A 21,070-nucleotide genomic window follows, 5' to 3' on the forward strand; every position below is an offset into this window, starting at 1 on the left:
AGGATTGCTTGAACTCCTGGTCAATGTTAAATGAGAGACTATGCTGCCCTGTAAGCCATGTTCTGTACTCCGGTGCTCATAACGGTCTCCCTGGCACGATGGAGTGACAATCATCTATCTGCGCCGATTGGCGCCTTCCGTCCCGTTCGGTTCCAGTCAGGAAGTTCCCCTACCATAGTTTGGGTTTCTCGCTCGTGGGGTTTACCTCGTTCCACTCTGAACGTTTCCGATCAGACTCCGTCACTGTGGCACTTTCAAGAAGCTTGCACCATATCCGAGGACTTAGGTGCTTCTTCTGCCGTCAACTTGCGTTGCCTACACTTATCTTTTCGTGTAGCACGATCACTACAGCCATCACAGGCTGTGCGAGCATGGACTTTCCTCAAGACTTGCGTCCCGCGATTGCCCAGACCTCATAGTCACTTTACCCATTGTAGCGGATAACCCGTGAAATGACAACCGAGAACCTGAACTTGATTTTCACCGGCGTCAGCGCTAAAATAAGGCGTGTTCCATTGAACAAGGAGGGATTTTGATGCGTCAAGATGCAAAAAACGGTTGGATTCAACGACTGACCTATGTGATTGAAATCGATGACATTAAAGCGCTCCACCCGAATAACGGCGTGTTCGCCTTCTACCGGAATAATCGACTCGTCCGAGGATTCGAGCCGTTTGACATTAAAGCACCGAATGAGCTGTCCAAACGTCCGTATCACTTCGACCATCATAACTTGGCCCACTTACAGGAACGTTTTCCTGAATCGATTCCGACGTTCGACGCGTCGACACAGACACGTCGTGCATGGAGCGAGGATGTCCGTGTCGGTCTCTGTGAGATTATCGTCGACGGGAAACTGAGTTTTGAACATATCGACGACAACGGCAACGTCTTAGAAGCGAACATTCGTTGGAGCGGTGAAGCCATCACAAAAGCATAAATCAACACCCGGAGCCAAGCGCTGGCTCCGGGTGTTTTTTCATGTCGATTCCGCCGAGGTGTCCGTCTCGGCTTGGACCGGTTGTGGCGCATACTTGACCGTCACCACTTTCTCAGAGATGTCGGTCGGTTTCAAGATGACCGTGTACGCAGCACTCGTGTCGCTCCGGACCGGGAACTTGCCCGGTACGTGAAGCGCCTCATAGACGATTTTTTTGTTCGCATCGAGCACGGTGACGACCCCTTTTCGCGTCGTCGCCAATTCGAACGTGCCTCCGTCGGACGCTTTGACCGCAACCGCCGGCTTGACGGGATTCACGTATTTGAAGGACCGACTGGCCGTACGTTTATGTTTCCCATTCGTGACGACGGCTTGGAGCTTGTACGAGCCGCTCGGCAGCCAATCGCCGCCGGCATACATCGTGAACATCGAATTCCCTGCCGACAGCGTCTTCACTTTACGGGTACCTTGATATAACGTATACGTCGTTTTCAAATTCGGTTTTTTCATGACCGTCAGTTTCGCTTCTTTGACGTAACGGCTCTTGAGCGTCGACGGCACCGAGAGCGTCACGGGACGCGGTGTCGCATCGAGGAGCCGCTTCGTGTTCAGCTCCGTATAAGTCTTGCCGCTCGTCCGTGGCATCTTTTGAATCAAGGCGTCCACATCGGCCGGTGTCAAAAACGGATTGACCGATTTGACGAGCGCGAGACCCGACGACACCATCGGCGCGGCCATCGACGTCCCGTCCATATAGACGAAGCCGTTATTCAAGCCGAGCGACAAGATGTTCACCCCGGGTGCGACGATTTTGACTTGAGCGGCCATATTGCTGAACCCGGCGACGCGACGGTTCGCGTCAATCGCCCCGACCGCGATGACTTCTTTCATATTGGCCGGGAACGAGACGGTCTTCTCCCCATCGTTTCCGGCCGAGGCGACGATGATGACCCCTTTGGCCCGGGCCCGGCGAATCGAATCGGCGAGGACTTGATCGTAATCTTGCCCGCCGAGCGACAGGTTGATGATGTTCGCCCCTTTCGCCACCGCCGTGTCGACCGCTTTGGCGACGGTCCAAGAATCCGTGTACTCCGAGTTTTTGCCGTAGAAGACGTTATAAAAATGATAGCGTACGTTCGGAGCAAGTCCGGCCATCCCGAACTTGTTGTGACGCCCAGACATGATGCCGGCCGTATGCGTCCCATGATAATCCACACTGTAAGGCCCTTTCATCGAATTGACGACACGAGGGACCTTGTACAGTTCTTTATGCCGCCGATCGGCCGACGAATCGATTAAAGCGATCACGATGTCTGAAGCGCCGCGCGTCGTGTTCCACGCCAAATCGGTGCCTGTTTGCTTGATATAGTATTGGTTCCCGACCCTCGGCTCGGCCACGATGTAACCGTGTTTCTCCAACACAACCGGTTTCGCCGCGTCCACCGACGCCGGCATGAGCAGCGCGAGCGCCGCCACAAGCATCATTTTTTTCATCGCCTACCGCTCCATTCCAAACTTCCTAAGATGCCCCCATTATCTCAAATTACGGAATCAATTTCCCTTTTTTTCGAAAAATAGATTGTGACATTTTTTCGACGCTCACCAATAGCTCGGTTCGTCAGGCTCATCCATCTCGTAGTCGACAATCTTTCCGATGGTCAAATACGTATAATAACGCGCCAGTTCCGTCCGATACGGATCGGGTGTGAATCCGTCGAGGTCCTCACCGAGCGGAGATCCATCAATCGTCTCGAACTGTTGACAGAAAAACGATTCCGTCTCTGTGTCCCAGACGATATTGTCGCCGATATATCCACTACCGAACCGAATATAGTCGATGATAGAAGGGACGATCACCTCGGCCGGGAGCCGTTCACTCATCCGGCCGACCAGTTCATAGCGGTCTCGGTCGACATAGTCGGCCTGATCGAGGGACGTACATTTCAATACTTCCTTGTTGATTTCAATCAACACGACATAATCCCCCGGTTCTATCGATAGCTTCATCTCATCACCTCATCTCAACATCCGCATAGCTCTATCATATTCAACTATTCGCAATCAATCCACGAAATCCTGTATGCCTGTAAAATTTTCCATCTGGTTGATTCATACAACATGTCGAAATTTGTTTTTGGTATACTAAATGATATGAATGCAAGAAAGGAAGTGCAACATGGCCAAACGTCCTCTGACCCCTCGCGAGAGTGAATTGATTGCCACCGCCCTGTTCGTCGTCGGACACGTCCCATACGTCGGACATATCGACCGGCTCGAATCAATCACGCTAAGAGATATCGCCGATGATTATTTGAGTGGAAAAAATTCCGTCACCGACGCTGTCGAGGCGCTCGATCAATACATTTTCGTCCGCCGGCATCGCTTTAAAAATGTCACACCGAACAATCTGTGGACGCTCGACGACAAGACCGAACAAGAAGCGCTCCGCTACATCGTCCGACGTCCGGAACTGAAAAAAGGCGAGACGCTCAACAAACAGAACCAACCGTTCACGGTCGGTCAGGACATCGAGTTCAAAGTCGATAAGCAACTCGACCGTGGCCAGTTCCGAATTTACATCGGCAAACTGAACGGTTACACGGTCAAAGCCCAGTCGAAAGACAAAGACAAGCTCAAGACGGTCAAAGGATGGATCACCCACCTCGACCGCAAGGACCGTCTCGTCTTCGTCAACATCTCCGAATTCGGACGTGAGCCGATTGAGCCAGAAGCCAAGGCGCGACTCGAGGCAATGAGTGCCGGACTGCTCGGCTGGTTCGCCACGGCCACGCTACCGTCCGAGGCGGAGGCACAGACGGCCAAGCAGATGATTGCCACGTTGCAGCGTCGGGACCAACCGTATTGGTTCACGTTGACCGTCGCGATGAACCATCCGAAGCCCGAGCACGTCAAGCGCTGGGGAACGGTCGTCAACCTGCTCGTCAAAGCGAGCGCGGGCGATACGACCGCGCTCGAGACGCTCGAGGCCCAAGAAGACAAGTATTTCAAAGATGCCTTCCTGCGGGCGCTCCGGGCGCTACACAAAGAACTGACCAAAGCGACATAACGGCCAGGTGACCTGACATGGGTCACCTGTTTTCGATGTCCTTCATGAGAAAGGAAGAGAGTCATGCACGTACTGATTGTTGAAGACGACCTGGCCATCCTGCATCTGATTGAAACGACGTTACAGCGGGCCGGTCACACCGTCACCACGGCCATGAACGGAAACGTCGCCGAGCGACTGTTTTTAGAGCGACCTGCAGATGCTGCCGTGATTGACATCCTGTTGCCGGGCCAAGACGGGCGAACGCTCTGTTCCCGGCTGAAACGATTGACGGATATTCCGGTCATCCTATTGACCGCCCTCGGGGAATGGGAGGAGAAACGGAGCGGTTTCGAGCACGGGGCCGACGATTACATGACGAAACCGTTCATTCCAGAAGAACTGCTCTTCCGGCTCCAAGCCGTCGCGAAACGTTACGCCAAGAATGCGGCCACGGTCGTCACTGCCGGACCGCTCAAACTCGACTTGCGTGATTATCGGCTCGAACTTCATCAGGAGACGATCCACTTGCCGAAAAAAGAGTTCGAGCTGCTCTATCAGTTGGCTGCGTTTCCAAGTCGTGTGTTCACCCGTGATGAATTGATTGAGCAAGTGTGGGGCCTCGAGTTCGAAGGCGACGACCGGACGATCGACGTCCACATCAAGCGATTGCGGGCTCGCCTCCGTGACGAAGGCAACATGATTCGGACGGTACGAGGCGTCGGGTATACGCTCGAGGTGACGCCATGAAGACGCTATACACGCGAATCGTCTTGACCGTGTTTATGATTTTATTGTTGTCGGGCGCTATCGCCCTGCTCGTCAGCAACGTCGCCTACTACGTGTGGTGGCAACCGTCCTATAGCGACAAGACCGAACAGACGGCTGAGGCCGCGAAAGCGTACTTCGAGACCCATACCGATGGTGAGACGTCCACATTTTATACACTGCTCGCTCAGACCGGCTATCAGTTGTTCGTCGTACGACCGGACGATACGATTGAACGCTATGGCGGAGCGTTCCGGGATGAGCGGCTCGACACCGACGTCATCGCCTCCGTCCGGTCCGGTGAAACCTACGACGGGATGCACACCTATCCGTTCCACTTGTTTTTGCTCGGACTGTTCGACAACGAGGTCGTCAATACGTATGGGTTTAGCATCGATGGTGAGGATGCCGTCTTCATCCGTCCCGATCTGAGTGCCCAAATCCGCGAGCTGCATTTATTCGTCGGGTTGTTCTTCGCCTTGTTGACCGGGCTCGCCTTCATTTTGATTGCCTTGTCGACGAGTCAACTCGTCCGCCCGTTGCGGACGTTGACCGCTGCGACCGATTCGGTCGCATCCGGGGGTCGGCCGAGCGACCTCCCACTCGAGCGCAACGATGAGATTGGCACGCTCTCCCGTCGCTTCAACGATATGGTCGACTCGCTTGAAAAATCGGAAGGCGAGCGCAGACGGTTTGTCTCGAGCGTCTCCCATGAGTTCCAGACCCCGCTCACTTCCATCAAAGGCTACGCCTCGGAACTCGTCGCGACGACCGACGGTGACGCGAAAGCGCATGCCGCCATCATTCGTGACGAGGCGTCGCGCCTGTCCGAGCTGACGAGACAATTACTGCTCCTCGCCCGGCTCGACGAGGCCAACGTGTCGTTAACGACACCGGTCGATGTGCGAGCGTCCATCGAGGATGTCATCCGGCGGCACACGTTCCAACTCGACGAGAAAGGAATCGCTGTCGCCACAGAACTCGATTCGACGCTCATCGTGACCGGTGACCCGCTATTGCTGGCACAAGTGTGGTCCAACTTGCTGATGAACGCGATTCACGCTTCTGCAGACGGTGGCCTCATCACCATCAAGGCGTATCAAGGCGAACGCCCGACCGTCTTGATTCAAGACGTTGGTGTCGGCATGGATGAAGCGACGAAGGCACGGCTATTCGAGCGTTTCTATAAAGGCGACGCCTCACGATCCGGACGAGGCACCGGGCTCGGCCTCGCCATCGCCCGAGATATCGTCCACCTTCACGGCGGCACGTTGACGGTCGAATCTCAGCTCGGGGCGGGTACCGTCTTTTACGTCACGTTGTAGTCATGTTCATATTCCGTTCATCTTGGTCGGTTATGCTTCCTTCATCGCTATGAAGGAGGCTTTTTTTATGAACTTAGGATTAAAAGAAATGTGGCGGCAAAAACGAAAATTTTCGCTCATCTTCGTGATCACGCTACTTATCGTCTTGTTGTCGACATTGATCACCGGACTCGCGGACGGCCTGGCTTATGATAACGGGGCCACCTTGCGTGAACTCGATATCGAGACGTTTCAACTGGCCGATGATGCCGACGGGCAATTGACCCGCTCATTCATCGAACTGCCGACACCCGATGCGCTCACCCCGCTCGGCGTCAAATCGATGACGCTCGTCCATGGAACGAAAAAACAAGATGCCACGTTATTCACATTGCCGAAAGATTCCACAATCGGGCCCGAGCTTGACCTCGCTGTCGGGGACGTGCTCGTCGACCCAAGTTTTCTCGGTGACGTCGAAATCGGAGACACGGTTCGCGATTTTGCGTCCGGGTATGCATTCACCATCGTCGGGACGACGGACGGTCGCTATAGCCACGCCCCGGTCATCTGGGCAACACAGGACACGTGGGAAGCGTTCCAGACGGCTAGCGGTCAGCCCGCCTACGTCTCGGCCTGGCTCGGGAAGGCTGACACCTCACTCGCTGCGATGACGAAACAAGACGTCGTTGAGTCCGTCCCTGGGTATACGGCAGAACAAGGCACATTCACGATGATGCGCGGCTTCTTGCTGTTCATCGGCGCATTCATCTTGACCGCTTTCTTTTATATGTTGACACTCCAAAAGCTCCCGGAGCTCGGGATTTTGAAAGCAATCGGGATTCGTCCCCGTGTGATCGGCACGGCTCTCGTCATCCAGGTCATGGCCACGGTGCTAACGGCGAGCCTGCTAGCCACGGTGCTGACAGGGTTCACCGGCACGTTCGTCCCAGACGCCATCCCGTTCCGGTTCGACTTGGGCAACGTGCTCGCATATGGTGCGGTCATGGCCGTCCTCTCACTCATCGGGACGTTGTTGCCGCTTTGGAAATTGCGCCGGCTTGACGCCGCCGACGCGCTAGGAGGAATTGGACAATGAAATTGACGAATATTTGCCATACGTATGACGGACAGCCCATTTTGCGAGGCATCGATTTACAGGTCGATCCCGGGGAATGTATCGGCATCATCGGACCGAGCGGGAGCGGGAAGAGCACGCTGCTCCAAATTCTTGGTTTATTGAAACGACCTGACGTCGGGCTCATCGAGCTCGAGGGACGGGAGTTGCTCGCTGCGAGTGAAGAAGAACGACGCTTGCTTCGCTTGAATGAAATCGGCTTCGTGTTTCAGCAGGCCCACCTCGTTCCATATTTGACGGTTCGAGAACAACTCGAGCTCGTCCAGGCCGAAAGCGAATCTAAACAAGACCCGCTCCACCTGCTCGACGTCCTCGGTCTGAGTCATCGCCTCAATCAACTGCCGAAACACTTGTCGGGCGGCGAACGGCAGCGCGTCGCCGTTGCCCGAGCCCTCATCAATCGGCCTCAGCTCTTGTTGGCCGATGAACCGACGGCGAGCCTCGATTTCGAGAACGGGCGCCGGGTCATGGAGTTGCTCGTCGCTGAAGCGCGTAATCACGGACGTCGAGTCCTCGTCATCACTCACGATGAACGCATGCTAGACGTCTGCGACCGGGTCCTATTGCTTCAGGACGGTCAGCTTCAACCCTCGCCCCGACATTAAAAAAGGAAGACCGCGTCGGTCGCGGCCTTCCCTTTTTGTGGTTCAAGGTTTGTCACATGGCGTGCACGCGAGCCGGCAGCTCGACCCACTCGCCCGATAGATGGACCAAATGATGCGTCAGCCAAGCGTTGAAACCGATGACGAGCGTCAATCGACCCGCTTCATCGATGCCCGCCGAGACGACACGAATCAATCTCTCCTCGATATGTTGCGAGACGAGAGTGATGCGGGCGAGTGCGAGCACGGACCGGACGATCTCATCGGCCGATACGTCGATGGAAACGGCGATGTCGGGGACCGATAGTTCGATTGTCTGCTCAGGCCGAGATAAATAGCGGTCAATCAACACGTCCAACACGATCGCATGCTGACGTTCCCCGCTCGTCGGAGCGCGATAAAACGTCACCCCGTCAGTCGTCGTATAATCCGTCTGTCCCATCAAACATGCCTCTAAAAATTGATACATCGCCTGTCGCTCCATCGGTTCATATCCTCCCACTTGGTGACTATTCGCTACCATCATATGTGGCAACTCTATTCGGCACAATTCGCCTTATCACACATAAGCCCTGGCGTTCTGTCATTGAAAACATACCATGACTCATATGGCGCGTGAATTGGGAACGTGTTTTCGGGTACAATAATGGGGAAAGGAGCGGTTCATATGCAGAAGAGATGGAAGGTTGGACTCGCAACATTATTCACTGGCTATTATGCCATCAGCTACTATGCGTTCAAACGCATGACACGAGGGAAACGCAAGACTCCCGAGATGCTATTGGCCCCCTACACGAAGGAAGATCAATCCTTTTATCACGACGTGCCGTTCGAGCACGTCTCGCTCCGCTCGCAGGACGGCTACCGCCTCTATGGTCGTGTCTACCGAAACGAAGGCTCATCGAAGTGGATCGTCTTCGTGCACGGCTACACGGCATCCCACAGCTTCATGGCCCCGCATTTGGCGATGTTCCATCGCCTCGGCTACAATCTGCTCGCCGTCGATTTACGGTCCCACGGCGAATCCGAGGGCGTGTACGCCTCGTACGGCTATCATGAGAAACATGACATCGTAGATTGGGTCGACTGGTTGCGGGTTAATGAGTCCGTCTCCGAAGTCGGGCTGCATGGCGTGTCGATGGGCGCCGCCTCGATTTTACAGGCCGGTCCATTGACAGATGTCGATTTTTTGATTGCCGAGTGCCCGTTCGATGACATGAGACAACTCATGCGCCATCAGTTGAACGTCTTACACCGACTGCCTGGTGATTTGTTGTTGCCGGGAATCAATTACTTCCTTTGGACGCGAGCCGGATTCCGGATGCACCAAGTCCGACCGAAACGAGCGCTCGCGGCAATCGATGTGCCGGTCTTGTTCATCCATGGGACAGAGGATGATTTCGTCCCTACCTGGATGTCCGTCGAGATGAATGCGCTCAACCGCAAAAATGAGATTGCCCTCATCCACGGCGCGGAACATACGAACTGTATTTTGAAAGACCAGCCCGCGTATGAGGCGGCCGTCAGTCAGTTTCTGAATCGACGACGTGAATCGGTCCAGCAATAAGATCGAGCAAGGCATGAACGACCATCACCGGCCAGAGGATACCCATCGCCACATATAAATAACCGAGCCCCCACCCGACGAGACCGGTCACGAGGATGCCTCGGACACCTTGATAAGCGTGGGCCAACCCGAATAACGTTCCGCCAATCAGGGCGAGCATCGGGGGCGAGACGTCCACCCACAATGTGACCGTGTAGAGCAGCACGCCACGGAAGATGAACTCTTCGGTCACTCCAGCCGTCCAAGACACGGCGCCCCACGCTCTCGCCTCCTGAATCGTCTGAGGCAACAGCAACCGTTCAATCTCGAGCTCATAATATGGCCGTAACCGGCGCCGCAAACCCGGAGACGTTTTCACGAGCAGATAGAACGCGATCAATGCGGAGATGAGGACGCTCGTCAAAAAGAAGAACTGCCAGGCGCGCAAATTCCCCTCGGTCGGGGCGAAGCCGAGCCCGACCGCTTCAGGCGGGACCTGGAACAAAAAGACGAGGGCGAGCAACAGCAAACAGAGCCCCCACGCCGATTTGATGGTCTGATCGTACACGCGGCTTCGTCCGAGCGTTTCAATCATCGGTTTCATCAACCGGGCGTTGAACAATTGGACAATCAATAAATACACGAGAATGATGGTAAAGACGGCCTGTTCGAGCATGGATATCCACTCCTGTCCTTCCTGTTAGCTATATGCTACACTATTCGGGTATTGTCTAGAAAGCTAGGAGGCGGAATCTTGAAACGATTGATTTTGCGACTGACCGGTCTCTTGCTTGTGATCGTGCTGTGCCTCGGCGCAATCGGCTGGTTTGGTCAACATGATAAAGTGAACAACGCCCTTTACCGGGCCTATTACGGGGATCATGGCATCCCCGCCGTCCATCGTGACGTTTATGAGGATGCGGCGGCGACCTATGACGTCGATTGGCGACTCCTCGCCGCGGTACATCGCGTCGAGACGATTTTCTCTCATAGCTCATCGATGCGTTCATCGGTCGGGGCGATCGGTCCGTTCCAATTCATGCCGCGGACGTGGCTCGGTTGGCAGTACGACACCGACGACCAAAAAGGAGACGTACCCGAGGATGAGGTCGATTTGACAGACCTCGCCCTCATCGAACAGTATGGCGGTCTCGGACGGGACGGCAACAATGACGGCCAAGCCGACCCGCACAGTCTCGTCGATTCGGCCCATGCGGCCGCTTATTATTTGAGCGAGCACGGTGGGACGACGGCAGATTCGACGGACTCGATTCGGAACGCCATCTTCGAGTACAACCGAAGTGAGCAGTATGTCAACGATGTGATGTCGTTTTATGAGTCATATCAAACCGATGTATCCTATTTACCGGATGACAAGGCGTCGGCGACGCAACAAGTCGCCCGCTATACGATCCGCTATTTGGAATGGTTCGCTGGCTGGGTCTGACCTGGCACTATTTGAGCAAAAGTGAGGAAACATTATGAACACCCATATCGAGGAAGTGACGATTCGCGTCAAGTCGGTCTTCAATGAGGACAAGACGAAACGATATATGCGAACGTACGAATTCACCGATGTCGTCGACGGCGTCATCTGTGCCGTCATCATCTACTCGCCCCGGATGAGCGATGCCTTCTTGTCCGGCACGACCACGCAGCGGGCGTATATGCTCATGCGTAACCATCTCGATCAACCAATTCGTGAGATGCGCGTTATCAGTCTCGTCCCGACGCTTGCCATCAATGACAATCTGCCTTACGTCGAGTCTCAGCTTGACGAGGTCAACTTTCATTACGTGGAGGAAACGCTCGACGAGGTTGAGGCGACCGGCGGGATGATCATCGTCGGCTGGGGCTCTCCAGGACGCTTGATGCACCATGCGACTCCGTATAAGACACTGTTCGCCGACCATGAGGCCCATATGTTCTGTATCGGCACAACGTCCAAAGGCGAGCCGCAACAGATTCGTATGGCCAATGAGAACACTGTGCTCGAGGCGTTCAATAACGAATCGGTCAAACCGAAGTTTAGAATCGTGAAAGAAACGAAACAAGACGACTCCGAGTGAGTCGTCTTGTTTCGTTTATATGCCAATCCATACGCTCACTCCGAACAATACAATCAAGATCGACGCCAACAGAAAGTCGTATCGAGTGATGGCGACGACTTCATACGTCGCTCGTGGTTCGCCCGTAAACCCGCGTGCCTCCATCGAGAACGCGATGCGTTCCGCTTGCCGGATCGATCCTGCAAGAAGCGGGATGATTAAACTCGGAACGTGACGGATATAATCAAGTCGTGACTCTAACGGTACGCCCCGTAATGCGTGCGTTTCATACAGTTGCATCAGTTCACGCTTCAAAATCGGAAAGAAACGAAAGCCGACGAAGACACTGTAAGCGATTTTAGGTGACAACTTCCCTTGTTGCATCAAGCTGTAGACGAACCGTTTGGGATCCGTCGTCAATGTGAACAGGAGCGACAACGCGGTGAATGCTAATACCCGTAAGGAGAGCGTCGATGCTAGCATCACATTTTCGACGGTCAAGTCTTTGCCGAACAGAGTGAACATGACCTCCCCGCCCGCCTCTTTTCCAAAGACGAGCGTCGTCCACAATGTCCCGAGCGCGGTGAATAAAAACGGAATCATGAACAGCCCCCAGCGTTTCCAGTTCACGTTAGAAAAGAGAATTTGAAGTATAAGCGTTCCGATGAATACAGCAAGCGGCGTCCATGGATTGTACATAAAGGCGAGACCGAACATGAGCAACGTGACGGTCAGAAATTTAATCGTCGGGTTCATCTCATGAAACGTCATCACGATTCCTCCAGCAATAAACCGTGAGCTTGTAGTAGCTCTGTCTCATTCCAGAGCGATGCATCATATGGCCCACTCAAGTAACCTTCACGCATCAAGTAATATGTGTTCGCGATTCTGGCGAAACTAAGGTCGTGCGTCACAAACAGAACAGTCTGGCCGGCGCGGGTTCGTTCAACTATTAATTCATAGAGCGCACGAAGCGATATCTCATCCTGTCCAGCAGTTGGTTCATCGAAAGCGATGAGAAGTTTATTCGAGAGCATCATCACCCCGATGGCGAGCCTTCGTTTTTGACCGTGACTAAGCGAGAGTGGATGGTCGTTACGAAACGGTCCAAGCCCGAGCCGGTTCATGATGTCCTCAATCGGACGATCATGGCCATATGCGAGTTCACGTGTCACATCACTCGTGATAAATAGATGAGCCGGAGATTGTGGGACGAGTCCGACTTCTTGATGTTCGCGGGCAAGGCTCTTGAGCCAAGTCGATTTGCCACTGCCGTTTCGACCAAGTACGGCAATGAGATCACCCTCGGCGACGGTCAGCTCGCTCGCTGCTAGTTTGAATGTTATTCGTTTCAAATGCGGTACGTGAAATAAAATAGTATTTCCTTGTGTCACCTTAACCGGAGAGAACGTATAATCCGGGCGGGCAACGAACGGTCCGTCATAGTTGATGCGTCCGTTCACGAGCTCCACTTCTCTATCGAAGAACCCGCCCCATAGGAAGGGTCGATGTTCGATGACGACAACGTTTACCGTCTGTGCGACGTTGTCGAGCCACTGAACGAAACGGGTTGAGGTTTCGGGATCAAGGTGCGCGAGCGGCTCATCGAGTAGTAGCCATTCCGGCTTCCCGATCAAAGCACAGGCGACAGCGATTTGTTGCTTTTCACCACCTGACAGGTCATGAATGACTCGGTCACGATAATCGGTCAACTGCAATTCCGCTAAAATCGTGGCCACACGCGCCATCATCTCGTCCCTCGCCACGGCAAAATTTTCAAGTGTGAAAATCAATTCCTCCTCGACCGTCTGCATGACGAATTGACTGTCAGGATCTTGAAACACCGTTCCAACACGACGATTCACCTCACCAGCTGCATACGTGTCGTAAGAGCGGTCAAACAAATGTAATCTGCCTGTCACGATGCCATCGCAGTTATCCGGGTACAGACGATTCATCAAAGAGAACAATGTCGACTTTCCCGATCCGCTCGCCCCTGTGATGAGCGTCCTCCCAGCCGTTAATTGAAGCGTGATGTCTGTCAATACTTCGCGCTGTTTGTCCGGATAGCGGAACGCCAGCTGTTCTGCCTCAACCATGTACTCGTCCCTTACGCGCGAGGGAATACCCTTCGAGCGCACCCGTACGAAGCAACAAGTCGCTCAAAATCTTACCTCCGAGACCGGCAATGAGCATCCCGCTTGTCGCACGTAACGCGAACATCGTCGCCACGTATGTCGGACTGAGGGCAACGAGTCCACCCATGACATACGTATACGCGAAACTCGTCGCAGCTGCACCAAATCCGGCCAGCATGAGCACCCAAAGGTCATATCGCTTGTAGCCCGTGACCGCAAACGCCGCTTCAGCACCAAGTCCTTGAATGATCCCGACTAAAATAATACGAGGTCCAATCGCGTTACCAATCATCATCTCAATCGTCGCCGCAAGCACTTCTGACAAAAATGCTGCGCCAGGTCGGCGGATGATATAAGCCGCAATAATCGAGACGATGAACCAAATCCCAAAAATCCATTCGTACGCGATTGGTCCAATCAAGCCTGCCCATAGATTCCCGACATGGACGAACGCCAAATAGACGACAGCGAATACGACCGATAAAATGGCCAACAAGACGATTTCTTTTAACTTCCACGACTTAAGCATCGTTACGTCCCTCGTGTGACGGGCTGTTCACGCTGAACGTCACCGTCATGACGACGTGGCTCGTCTTCGCACGGACCCGGTCGAACGTCGCCTCGTAAAATGAAAACACCGGTTCGATGTCGCCGTGAATGCCCGAGGCGTAATGCATCGAGTCATTGAAGACGCCACGCTCTTTCGCAAACGCAATTTCTTCGTAGATGATGTCCATATACTTCGCGTCCCCGAGCGGATAGAGGGCGAACTGGGAAGAGACGTACTGGGTCGATACCGGACCGTTCACAGGATCAGTCGTCACGTCGAGCAGATTGTCTCCTGCCGTGTCGCCTGGGCACCCGACCGAGAACGTCCCGCTCATCGACACATGTTCCCCGGTCTTCGTTGCATGTGACAAGACGGCTTTGGCCACGTCGAACACATGCTCACTGCGTCCCCGGATGACCGTCGAGACGTCATCGGTATGCCGCCAAACGTTTTGCAAGTTCGTCTCTTTCAATGCCCCTTTGATGACACTCACAAAATCAGATGTCATTGGGCTCAGCGTAAAGCGGAATCCGACAATCGGACTCGTACCACATTGGTTGTTCATGTTCTATTCCCCCTTATTGTATGTACACAAAAAAGCCGCATCCATGAGAATGCGGCCACTCGTCCAATGTAAAAATCCATTAGAAAAAGTGCCACACTTCCTCACGCCGGTATTACCCGGATCGAGTCATAAGGGATTGGAGCCATGCTCACATCTCAGCCGAAGCACCCCTAGTGTAGTCCAATGTATGCGGTTATCTATGCAACGAGAAGTATAGACGACCGCTCCGAATTTGTAAACGGTTTATGTGAAAGTCACGATACCGTTCCCCGGAAGCGTGTCCTGCAACGTCGTCCAATCGAGCGCCATCTCCTCATCCGTCAACAGACACGCGTCGAGTCCGGCCTCGATGACCGAACGCTCCATCCGCTGCCCGATCAAGACGAGCTCCGTCTGACGGTCCCCGTACGGCTCGACGTAGTCGGAGGCGAGCTCAGGTTCTGCCGTGAACATGAGACTCCGCTCTTCCTCCGGCAGCGTCGCGAGCCAACGTCCCGCGTGTTCGAGCGTCGATGCGTACCCCGCTTGCGAGAACAGGCAGGCGATGTCGTTTCGGGAGGCGATCCATAAGAAACCTTTGGCGCGGACGACTTGATCCGGGAACGCCTCAATCCAGGCGTGGAGCCGCTCCGGATGAAACGGACGGCGGCGGCGATAGACGAACGAACTGATGCCGTATTCCTCCGTCTCTGGTGTGTGTGTCTCGGCCTCTAGTTCTTGAATCCAGCCGGCGGCGTGCATCGCCTGCTCGAAATCGAACAGATTGACGTCCAACAGCTCGGTCAATTCCACGTTCGCGTAAACTGACGTCAACAGTTTGGCGGTTGGATTGAGCGCCTTCAACAGCCCGGCCATCTCACCGAGTTCCGTCTCGGTCACGCGGTCCGCCTTGTTCAAGACGATGATGTCCGCGAACTCGATTTGGTCGACGAGCAGGTCGACGACTTCGCGGACGTCCGTCTCATCGATGGCCTGCTTGCGTTCATGGAGCGACTCGCCCGAGTTGAAATCTTTCAAGAACCGATACGCATCGACGACCGTCACCATCGCATCGATATAGACACGGCTCGTCAAGTCGATGCCAAGGGCGTCATCGGCGTATGTAAACGTTTGGGCGACCGGAATCGGTTCTGAGATGCCAGATGACTCGATGATAATCCCGTCGAGCTCACGGTCGTTCGTGATCTCCTGCACCGCTTCGAGCAGGTCCTCACGTAGCGTGCAACAGATGCAGCCGTTCGATAGCTCGACCAATTTTTCGTCCGTCCGCGAGAAGCCGTTCTGCTCGATCAATCGTTCGTCGATGTTCAACTCGCTCATGTCGTTGACGATGACCGCATATTTCTTGCCGGACCGATTGTTCAACAGATGATTCATCAACGTCGTCTTGCCGCTCCCTAAATAACCAGACAGCACCGTGATTGGAATTCGTTTCATGTATCCCCACTCCTAAATCGTAATCATTACTTTTTAGATAATGACGGGTCACCATTGTCTTGTCAAGAAAAAAAAAAACACGCCCGTTCCCGGACGTGTTCCTTTCCCTATTCTTCCAACGCCTTGCGTTCCGCCTCGGAGCGGGGATACGTGTTCGCCTGCCACTCTGCCCGATAAATCGAATCGAGCTGCGTCAGACCGACCTCATCCTCATCCTTATCGGCATCGACACTCGGGGCCTCATCCCAGCGCGGATTCAAATACGTGTGGTCGTCTTCCCGGTTCGCATCCAATAGTTTTTGAATCCCGACCCGGGCCACTGCCGCGAGTGCCAAACCGATGCCTGCACGAACGAGCAATCGCTTCACCATCTCTTTACCTCCTTATCGTCCAAACCGATAGAGCGGCATCCCTTTCACGTCTGTATCGATTTTAAAAACCGACCCTGCGTCCGGATGGGCTTTGAGCGCCTCGTCATCCATCCCTTCACGAGCCGTCGTGATGGCGAGTTGGTTCAATTCGTCGCCGACAAAACAACACGATGTGACGTTCGGGGCCGGCACGAGCACCTCGAGCACTTTTTCACCCGTCTCCGGGTTCCAGCGCGAGACGCGGCCGCCGGCAAAGTGTGCAATCCATAAGAACCCTTCCTCATCGGACGTCATGCCGTCCGGGAATCCTTCCTCGACGGTGAAATCGATGATGGCCTCCCCTTCGCCGAGCGTCCCCGTCTTCAAGTCAAAGGCGTATTTACGGACCGTCTCGGTCGGTGTATCGATATGATAGAACGTCGAATGGTCGGGTGACCATGTCAGTCCGTTCGATAATGTCAACTCGCTCAACATGACCTCGGTCGTGCCGTCGCGATTCAACCGGTATAGCGTCGCTTGTTCCGCCTCGTCTTCAAGATGGAGCGTGCCGGCGAAGATGCGGCCGTACGGGTCGGCTTTCCCGTCATTGAAGCGGAGCTTTCCTTCTGGGTCGTCGAGTTCGACGATTTTATCGAGCTCTTTTGACGTCTCGTCCCACTCATAAATCCCGTCTTTCAAGCCGACGACGACGCCGTCCGTCACTTTCGGGACCGCGAACCCGATCTGTTGTCCCATATCGAACGACGACAGCTCATCTTCTTTCTCATCGTACCACCAAAGTGTATGTCCCTCGATATCGACCCAATAGAAGCGTTTCAGTTCCGCATCCCAACAAGGGCCTTCCCCAAGCGTATTTCGAACTCGAATCCATAACGCAGCGTTTACTGTCTCCATTGAATTGCCTCCACTCTCTACATTGATTTCAAGTGACTATTCCCTGAGGGGGCACTCTCTATTCAACATTTCCCAAAATAGCAACCGCTCGGAAGAAAAATATTGAACCGGGCCGGCATCCTTCTAGGGCAGAAGACAAAAAAACTCCTTGAATCATGAGATTCAAGGAGTCCCTGTCATTTTGCGCCTTCGACATTCATATGCTTGCTGCGCAACTGGCCACAGGCCGCATCGATATCAGTCCCGTGCTCGAGACGGACACCGGTATTGATGCCCCGCTTCTTCAAGACGTCATAAAACGCCATGATGTCCTCAGACGTGCTCCGCTCATACTGAATATGCTCGTTGACCGGATTGTACGGAATCAAGTTGACGTATGACTTGTCTTTAATATCGTCAATCAAGTCGGCGAGTTCCTCGGCGTGCTCCGGCAAATCGTTCACTTTCGATAAGAGAATATATTCGAACGTGATGCGTTTGTTCGTCTTCTCGACGTAATAACGGATGGCCGGCATGAGCTTGTCGAGCGGGAACGCCCGGTTGATTTTCATGATTTGCGTCCGCAACGCATCGTTCGGGGCGTGGAGTGACAGCGCCAAATTGATGCGAAGATCGAGGTCCGCGAATTTGTAAATCTTGTCGGCGAGACCGCTCGTCGACACGTTGATTTTACGCGGTGCGATGGCGAGTCCGCGCTCGTCTTTGACGACACGGAGGAAATCGACCAAGTTATCGAAGTTATCGAACGGTTCCCCGATTCCCATGACGACGATATGACTGACGCGGGCACCTTCCCCGACCTCGTCCAAGTAATGTTGCACGGTCATGATCTGTTCGACGACTTCGCCGGCCGTCAAATCACGCGTCTTCTTCAAGAGGCCGCTCGCACAGAAGCTACAGCCGATGTTGCAGCCGACTTGCGTCGTCACACAGACCGAACGTCCGTATTTGTGACGCATGAGCACCGTCTCGATATAGTGTCCGTCATGCAATTTAAGTAAAAATTTGACCGTCCCGTCGCCCGCTTCTTGTTTGACGAACAGGTCTTGCGTCGAGATGACGTATTCGGCGGCGAGCGCCTCACGTACCTCGGCCCGTACCGAGATGTCCTCGATGTGCTTGACTCGGTCGATATAGAGCGAGTCCCAGATTTGTCTAGCGTGGAAGGCGCTGTATCCCCAAGAGACGCACGCTTCCGTCAGCTGATCGAATGTCAGCCCGTATATAGATGGTTTCATTGCTATCTGTCCTTTCTTCAATCCGCATACGTACCATTGTAGCGGACGTGGACGACCGGTGCAACGTTCTTATAACGGTGGAACGGGACGTGTCACGTGACGCTCGAACGCATAGGCGAGACGAATCAAGTCGCGTTCGGCATAGCTCGTCCCGGTGAACGATAGACCGAACGGGGCCCCGCTCGCCTTCAAGCGATACGGGATCGTGACGGTCGGATGGCCGGCTTTCGCCGCCATGTCATAATTGTGGTCATGCGGCAAGACGAGCGCATGAAGTTCCTGCTCGGCCAACAATCGGTCGATGCCGTCTGTCTTGGCGTGATAGACGTCGTCGAGGCGGCGCGTCAAATAGGCGTCCTCAATCAAGCGGCCCGATTGTTCGTTCGCTTTCTCGAACGTCTTCTGTCCATGCGGAATCGTCTCCGGATGACTGTTGTTCCAGTTAATCAAATCCGACAACGTCTCATACGGGAGCGTCGTCGAGGCGAGATACGCCTCGATTCCGAGCTTGAACTCATGGTACAGGATATCCCCTTGGTCGAGCCCTGCTTTCGTCGGCAGTTCGACGGTGACGATCTCGATGCCGCTCTGTTTCAGCAATGCGATCGCTTCGTCGTAGAGCACCTGCTCTTCTTCCGACAGATCGGTCTTGACGACGCCGACACGCATCCCGACTGCTTGCCGCTCATCAAGACAAGTCCGGTAAGGCGGACCGGCCGGAAGATGCGTCGTCGCTGGGTCAGCTGGATCTTCCCCAACCATCGCCTCAAGGGCGAGCACCGCATCCCGGAGTGTCCGTGCCATCGGGCCGGCCGTGTCTTGCGACCGGGAGATCGGGATGATGCCGCTGCGGCTAATCAACCCGACGGTCGGTTTGATGCCAACGATTCCGTTATGGACGCTCGGGTGAATAATCGAGCCGCTCGTCTCGCTGCCGACGGCAAGCAACGTCAAGTTGGCCGCGACCGCTGACGCCGAACCTGAACTCGACCCTCCGACATCGAGCTTGTCCCCATATGGATTGAGCGTCTGGCCACCGACCCCACTCCAGCCGTTCGGCATGCCCTCGGTCAAAAAGTTGGCCCATTCGGACAAGTTCGCTTTCCCGAGGATGATGGCCCCGCTCGCGCGCAAGCTTTGGACGAGATGGGCGTCCCGGCCGGCGAAGTGATGCGCGAGGGCGACGGCCCCGGCCGTCGTCTTCATCAATCCCGCCGTCTCAACATTGTCTTTGATCAGCACCGGGATGCCGAGCAACGGTAATCGCTCACCTCGTTGATAGGCGCGATCCGCCGCCTCGGCCTCGAACAAGGCGTCCGGGTTCACTTGAATGACCGCTCTCAGCTTATCGTTCAACTGGGCGATTCGAGTCAAATAATAGGCCGTCACGTCACGCGCCGTGAACGTTCCTTCTTTATATCCGCGATGGGCGGTCTCGATATCGAGTTCGAAACATGTGTTTGGTTCAGTCATATAGATTCCTCCTTTGGTCACTCGATGGTATTCGCTATCGCCACATGATTTCCTGTTTTCGTTCGCCAACGAATATGTAACTTGGTACACTGAAAGAAAAGGGAGGTTACTATGAACCGTTCGTACGTTCTCGTCTTATTGTCCGTCTTTGCCTTGTTCTTCTTACAGCTATATGCCGGGGACGCTCCGTATACGCTACCGCTCTCCATCGTCCTCGTCATCTTGATTCTCGGCGCTACCTTGTTTCAACTTCGACGCAAACCAAACCGTTGACGCCGCTTCAAATCTGATGGTATGATGCTCTCACCAACTACATATCGATATCTCGAGTGAACGAGAGACCTGGCTCTATGACTTCACAGCAACCTGCTTCGGCAAGGTGCTACTTCCAGCAAGGCAGTTTGCCTTGGCCGATATGACAGAGCGCTCATGTCGATGACATGAGCGCTTTTTTTTTGGAAATTGATCGAGGGGGAATTACTAATGGAAAAAGCAACATTCGCAGGCGGCTGTTTTTGGTGCATGGTGACGCCGTTCGAGGAACAACCTGGCATCGAGTCAATCGTATCCGGTTATACGGGAGGTCACGTCGATGACCCGACGTATGAACAAGTGAAAACAGGGACGACGGGACACTATGAGGTCGTCGAGATCACGTTCGACCCGACGCTATTCGCTTATGAACGACTGCTCGAACTATATTGGATTCAAACCGACCCGACCGATGACGGCGGCCAGTTCCAAGACCGCGGCAGCCAATATGCGCCGGCCATCTTCTATCATACGGAAGACCAACGCGTGAAAGCAGAACAGAGTCGCGACGCGCTCGCGGCGAGCGGACGCTTCAAACAGCCGATTGTCACGAAGATTCTACCGGCCGACACGTTCTATCCGGCCGAGGAATATCATCAAGACTTCCATAAAAAAAATCCGGCCCACTATAAAGAGGACCGGAAGAAATCTGGGCGCGACGCATTCATCGAGCAAGCCTGGTAAACAAAAGACGGGTCGTCTG

Annotated in this window: 24 protein-coding genes, 1 other RNA gene and 2 riboswitches; of the genes, 11 read left to right on the forward strand and 14 right to left on the reverse strand. The window is 54.3% G+C overall.

Annotated features, from left to right (window positions below; all coding sequences use genetic code 11):
* Positions 1 to 46 precede the first annotated feature (46 nt).
* Positions 47 to 414: RNase P RNA component class B (rnpB, locus tag M467_RS31645), an RNA gene on the reverse strand.
* Between the two features lie 121 nt (positions 415 to 535).
* Between rnpB and M467_RS27930 the strand changes: the two genes are divergently transcribed.
* Complete coding sequence (locus M467_RS27930; RefSeq protein WP_021067512.1) at positions 536 to 940, forward strand: hypothetical protein; 405 nt, start codon at positions 536 to 538, stop codon at positions 938 to 940.
* Positions 941 to 979: 39 nt separating this feature from the next.
* On the opposite strand, the gene M467_RS27935 is transcribed toward M467_RS27930, so the two are convergent.
* Complete coding sequence (locus M467_RS27935) at positions 980 to 2,434, reverse strand: S8 family peptidase (RefSeq protein WP_021067513.1); 1,455 nt, start codon at positions 2,432 to 2,434, stop codon at positions 980 to 982.
* A gap of 105 nt (positions 2,435 to 2,539) precedes the next feature.
* Entirely contained in the window at positions 2,540 to 2,947 is a 408-nt protein-coding gene (locus tag M467_RS27940) for a hypothetical protein (protein ID WP_021067514.1), read from the reverse strand.
* 169 nt (positions 2,948 to 3,116) lie between these two features.
* Here M467_RS27940 and M467_RS27945 point away from each other — a divergent pair, with 169 nt between their 5' ends.
* The 5 genes from M467_RS27945 (at position 3,117) to M467_RS27965 (ending at position 7,798) form a co-directional block, all read left to right on the forward strand.
* Entirely contained in the window at positions 3,117 to 4,007 is an 891-nt protein-coding gene (locus M467_RS27945) for a hypothetical protein (protein ID WP_021067515.1), read from the forward strand.
* 63 nt (positions 4,008 to 4,070) lie between these two features.
* On the forward strand, positions 4,071 to 4,736 hold the full coding sequence (locus M467_RS27950) for a response regulator transcription factor (protein ID WP_021067516.1): 666 nt from the start codon (positions 4,071 to 4,073) through the stop codon (positions 4,734 to 4,736).
* The gene (locus M467_RS27955) at positions 4,733 to 6,079 is read left to right on the forward strand and encodes a sensor histidine kinase (RefSeq protein WP_021067517.1); all 1,347 of its coding nucleotides are present in this window, start codon (positions 4,733 to 4,735) and stop codon (positions 6,077 to 6,079) included. The genes M467_RS27950 and M467_RS27955 overlap by 4 nt, the downstream gene beginning before the upstream one ends.
* A gap of 67 nt (positions 6,080 to 6,146) precedes the next feature.
* Entirely contained in the window at positions 6,147 to 7,154 is a 1,008-nt protein-coding gene (locus M467_RS27960) for an ABC transporter permease (RefSeq protein ID WP_021067518.1), read from the forward strand.
* Positions 7,151 to 7,798, forward strand: a complete 648-nt coding sequence (locus tag M467_RS27965) for an ABC transporter ATP-binding protein (RefSeq protein WP_021067519.1) — start codon at positions 7,151 to 7,153, stop codon at positions 7,796 to 7,798. Before M467_RS27960 ends, M467_RS27965 begins: the two co-directional genes overlap by 4 nt.
* A gap of 52 nt (positions 7,799 to 7,850) precedes the next feature.
* Here the strand turns inward: M467_RS27965 and M467_RS27970 are convergent, their stop codons facing one another.
* The gene (locus M467_RS27970) at positions 7,851 to 8,279 is read right to left on the reverse strand and encodes a hypothetical protein (RefSeq protein ID WP_021067520.1); all 429 of its coding nucleotides are present in this window, start codon (positions 8,277 to 8,279) and stop codon (positions 7,851 to 7,853) included.
* A 183-nt stretch (positions 8,280 to 8,462) separates the two neighbouring features.
* On the opposite strand from M467_RS27970, the gene M467_RS27975 reads away from it, so the two are divergent.
* A complete protein-coding gene (locus M467_RS27975; protein ID WP_021067521.1) occupies positions 8,463 to 9,362 on the forward strand; it encodes an alpha/beta hydrolase in 900 nt (299 codons plus the stop codon).
* On the opposite strand, the gene M467_RS27980 is transcribed toward M467_RS27975, so the two are convergent.
* Positions 9,319 to 10,017, reverse strand: a complete 699-nt coding sequence (locus tag M467_RS27980; protein ID WP_021067522.1) for a CPBP family intramembrane glutamic endopeptidase — start codon at positions 10,015 to 10,017, stop codon at positions 9,319 to 9,321. The genes M467_RS27975 and M467_RS27980 overlap by 44 nt on opposite strands.
* Positions 10,018 to 10,095: 78 nt before the next feature.
* On the opposite strand from M467_RS27980, the gene M467_RS27985 reads away from it, so the two are divergent.
* Together M467_RS27985 and M467_RS27990 are read left to right on the forward strand one after the other, a co-directional pair.
* A complete protein-coding gene (locus tag M467_RS27985; RefSeq protein WP_021067523.1) occupies positions 10,096 to 10,788 on the forward strand; it encodes a lytic transglycosylase domain-containing protein in 693 nt (230 codons plus the stop codon).
* 34 nt (positions 10,789 to 10,822) lie between these two features.
* On the forward strand, positions 10,823 to 11,410 hold the full coding sequence (locus M467_RS27990) for a DUF1643 domain-containing protein (RefSeq protein WP_021067524.1): 588 nt from the start codon (positions 10,823 to 10,825) through the stop codon (positions 11,408 to 11,410).
* Positions 11,411 to 11,425: 15 nt separating this feature from the next.
* Here the strand turns inward: M467_RS27990 and M467_RS27995 are convergent, their stop codons facing one another.
* From M467_RS27995 to M467_RS28035, 9 genes are all read right to left on the reverse strand, one after another.
* Positions 11,426 to 12,160 (reverse strand): energy-coupling factor transporter transmembrane component T family protein, encoded by a 735-nt coding sequence (locus tag M467_RS27995; protein ID WP_021067525.1) that lies wholly within the window; start codon positions 12,158 to 12,160, stop codon positions 11,426 to 11,428.
* Positions 12,160 to 13,488 (reverse strand): ABC transporter ATP-binding protein, encoded by a 1,329-nt coding sequence (locus M467_RS28000; protein WP_021067526.1) that lies wholly within the window; start codon positions 13,486 to 13,488, stop codon positions 12,160 to 12,162. The genes M467_RS27995 and M467_RS28000 overlap by 1 nt, the downstream gene beginning before the upstream one ends.
* Positions 13,481 to 14,056: an ECF transporter S component gene (locus M467_RS28005; RefSeq protein WP_021067527.1), complete on the reverse strand. Its 576-nt coding sequence runs from the start codon at positions 14,054 to 14,056 to the stop codon at positions 13,481 to 13,483. The genes M467_RS28000 and M467_RS28005 overlap by 8 nt, the downstream gene beginning before the upstream one ends.
* Positions 14,049 to 14,642 (reverse strand): YkoF family thiamine/hydroxymethylpyrimidine-binding protein, encoded by a 594-nt coding sequence (locus tag M467_RS28010; RefSeq protein WP_021067528.1) that lies wholly within the window; start codon positions 14,640 to 14,642, stop codon positions 14,049 to 14,051. The genes M467_RS28005 and M467_RS28010 overlap by 8 nt, the downstream gene beginning before the upstream one ends.
* An 81-nt stretch (positions 14,643 to 14,723) precedes the next feature.
* Positions 14,724 to 14,824, reverse strand: a riboswitch (TPP riboswitch).
* A gap of 61 nt (positions 14,825 to 14,885) precedes the next feature.
* The gene (locus M467_RS28015) at positions 14,886 to 16,079 is read right to left on the reverse strand and encodes a GTP-binding protein (RefSeq protein ID WP_021067529.1); all 1,194 of its coding nucleotides are present in this window, start codon (positions 16,077 to 16,079) and stop codon (positions 14,886 to 14,888) included.
* A 107-nt stretch (positions 16,080 to 16,186) separates the two neighbouring features.
* A complete protein-coding gene (locus M467_RS28020) occupies positions 16,187 to 16,450 on the reverse strand; it encodes a hypothetical protein (RefSeq protein ID WP_021067530.1) in 264 nt (87 codons plus the stop codon).
* Positions 16,451 to 16,462: 12 nt separating this feature from the next.
* Positions 16,463 to 17,344: an SMP-30/gluconolactonase/LRE family protein gene (locus M467_RS28025; protein WP_021067531.1), complete on the reverse strand. Its 882-nt coding sequence runs from the start codon at positions 17,342 to 17,344 to the stop codon at positions 16,463 to 16,465.
* 176 nt (positions 17,345 to 17,520) lie between these two features.
* Positions 17,521 to 18,582: a dual-specificity RNA methyltransferase RlmN gene (gene rlmN, locus M467_RS28030; protein WP_021067532.1), complete on the reverse strand. Its 1,062-nt coding sequence runs from the start codon at positions 18,580 to 18,582 to the stop codon at positions 17,521 to 17,523.
* Between the two features lie 69 nt (positions 18,583 to 18,651).
* Complete coding sequence (locus M467_RS28035; protein WP_021067533.1) at positions 18,652 to 20,055, reverse strand: amidase family protein; 1,404 nt, start codon at positions 20,053 to 20,055, stop codon at positions 18,652 to 18,654.
* A 111-nt stretch (positions 20,056 to 20,166) separates the two neighbouring features.
* On the opposite strand from M467_RS28035, the gene M467_RS31805 reads away from it, so the two are divergent.
* Both M467_RS31805 and msrA read left to right on the forward strand, forming a co-directional pair.
* Positions 20,167 to 20,328 carry a hypothetical protein gene (locus M467_RS31805; protein ID WP_021067534.1) on the forward strand — a complete coding sequence of 54 codons (162 nt, stop codon included), beginning with the start codon at positions 20,167 to 20,169 and terminating at the stop codon, positions 20,326 to 20,328.
* Positions 20,329 to 20,372: 44 nt separating this feature from the next.
* A riboswitch (SAM riboswitch) is annotated at positions 20,373 to 20,474 on the forward strand.
* A 64-nt stretch (positions 20,475 to 20,538) separates the two neighbouring features.
* Positions 20,539 to 21,051, forward strand: a complete 513-nt coding sequence (msrA, locus tag M467_RS28045) for a peptide-methionine (S)-S-oxide reductase MsrA (RefSeq protein WP_021067535.1) — start codon at positions 20,539 to 20,541, stop codon at positions 21,049 to 21,051.
* Positions 21,052 to 21,070 lie beyond the last annotated feature (19 nt).

The sequence above is a fragment of the Exiguobacterium chiriqhucha RW-2 genome (genome assembly GCF_000416965.1).
Classification (GTDB): Bacteria; Bacillota; Bacilli; order Exiguobacteriales; family Exiguobacteriaceae; genus Exiguobacterium; species Exiguobacterium chiriqhucha.

What these genes read in the sequence shown, in the direction of transcription:
- M467_RS27950 (WP_021067516.1), top strand. Translation starts at nt 4,071, where the DNA reads ATGCACGTACTGATTGTTGAAGACGACCTGGCCATCCTGCATCTGATT.
- M467_RS27955 (WP_021067517.1), top strand. Translation starts at nt 4,733, where the DNA reads ATGAAGACGCTATACACGCGAATCGTCTTGACCGTGTTTATGATTTTA.
- M467_RS27960 (WP_021067518.1), top strand. Translation starts at nt 6,147, where the DNA reads ATGAACTTAGGATTAAAAGAAATGTGGCGGCAAAAACGAAAATTTTCG.
- M467_RS28010 (WP_021067528.1), bottom strand. Translation starts at nt 14,642, where the DNA reads ATGAACAACCAATGTGGTACGAGTCCGATTGTCGGATTCCGCTTTACG.
- M467_RS27945 (WP_021067515.1), top strand. Translation starts at nt 3,117, where the DNA reads ATGGCCAAACGTCCTCTGACCCCTCGCGAGAGTGAATTGATTGCCACC.
- M467_RS27965 (WP_021067519.1), top strand. Translation starts at nt 7,151, where the DNA reads ATGAAATTGACGAATATTTGCCATACGTATGACGGACAGCCCATTTTG.
- M467_RS28005 (WP_021067527.1), bottom strand. Translation starts at nt 14,056, where the DNA reads ATGCTTAAGTCGTGGAAGTTAAAAGAAATCGTCTTGTTGGCCATTTTA.
- M467_RS28035 (WP_021067533.1), bottom strand. Translation starts at nt 20,055, where the DNA reads ATGACTGAACCAAACACATGTTTCGAACTCGATATCGAGACCGCCCAT.
- M467_RS27995 (WP_021067525.1), bottom strand. Translation starts at nt 12,160, where the DNA reads ATGACGTTTCATGAGATGAACCCGACGATTAAATTTCTGACCGTCACG.
- M467_RS27930 (WP_021067512.1), top strand. Translation starts at nt 536, where the DNA reads ATGCGTCAAGATGCAAAAAACGGTTGGATTCAACGACTGACCTATGTG.
- M467_RS31805 (WP_021067534.1), top strand. Translation starts at nt 20,167, where the DNA reads ATGAACCGTTCGTACGTTCTCGTCTTATTGTCCGTCTTTGCCTTGTTC.
- M467_RS28015 (WP_021067529.1), bottom strand. Translation starts at nt 16,079, where the DNA reads ATGAAACGAATTCCAATCACGGTGCTGTCTGGTTATTTAGGGAGCGGC.
- M467_RS27980 (WP_021067522.1), bottom strand. Translation starts at nt 10,017, where the DNA reads ATGCTCGAACAGGCCGTCTTTACCATCATTCTCGTGTATTTATTGATT.
- msrA (WP_021067535.1), top strand. Translation starts at nt 20,539, where the DNA reads ATGGAAAAAGCAACATTCGCAGGCGGCTGTTTTTGGTGCATGGTGACG.
- M467_RS27975 (WP_021067521.1), top strand. Translation starts at nt 8,463, where the DNA reads ATGCAGAAGAGATGGAAGGTTGGACTCGCAACATTATTCACTGGCTAT.
- M467_RS27990 (WP_021067524.1), top strand. Translation starts at nt 10,823, where the DNA reads ATGAACACCCATATCGAGGAAGTGACGATTCGCGTCAAGTCGGTCTTC.
- rlmN (WP_021067532.1), bottom strand. Translation starts at nt 18,582, where the DNA reads ATGAAACCATCTATATACGGGCTGACATTCGATCAGCTGACGGAAGCG.
- M467_RS27970 (WP_021067520.1), bottom strand. Translation starts at nt 8,279, where the DNA reads ATGGAGCGACAGGCGATGTATCAATTTTTAGAGGCATGTTTGATGGGA.
- M467_RS28020 (WP_021067530.1), bottom strand. Translation starts at nt 16,450, where the DNA reads ATGGTGAAGCGATTGCTCGTTCGTGCAGGCATCGGTTTGGCACTCGCG.
- M467_RS27935 (WP_021067513.1), bottom strand. Translation starts at nt 2,434, where the DNA reads ATGAAAAAAATGATGCTTGTGGCGGCGCTCGCGCTGCTCATGCCGGCG.
- M467_RS27940 (WP_021067514.1), bottom strand. Translation starts at nt 2,947, where the DNA reads ATGAAGCTATCGATAGAACCGGGGGATTATGTCGTGTTGATTGAAATC.
- M467_RS28025 (WP_021067531.1), bottom strand. Translation starts at nt 17,344, where the DNA reads ATGGAGACAGTAAACGCTGCGTTATGGATTCGAGTTCGAAATACGCTT.
- M467_RS28000 (WP_021067526.1), bottom strand. Translation starts at nt 13,488, where the DNA reads ATGGTTGAGGCAGAACAGCTGGCGTTCCGCTATCCGGACAAACAGCGC.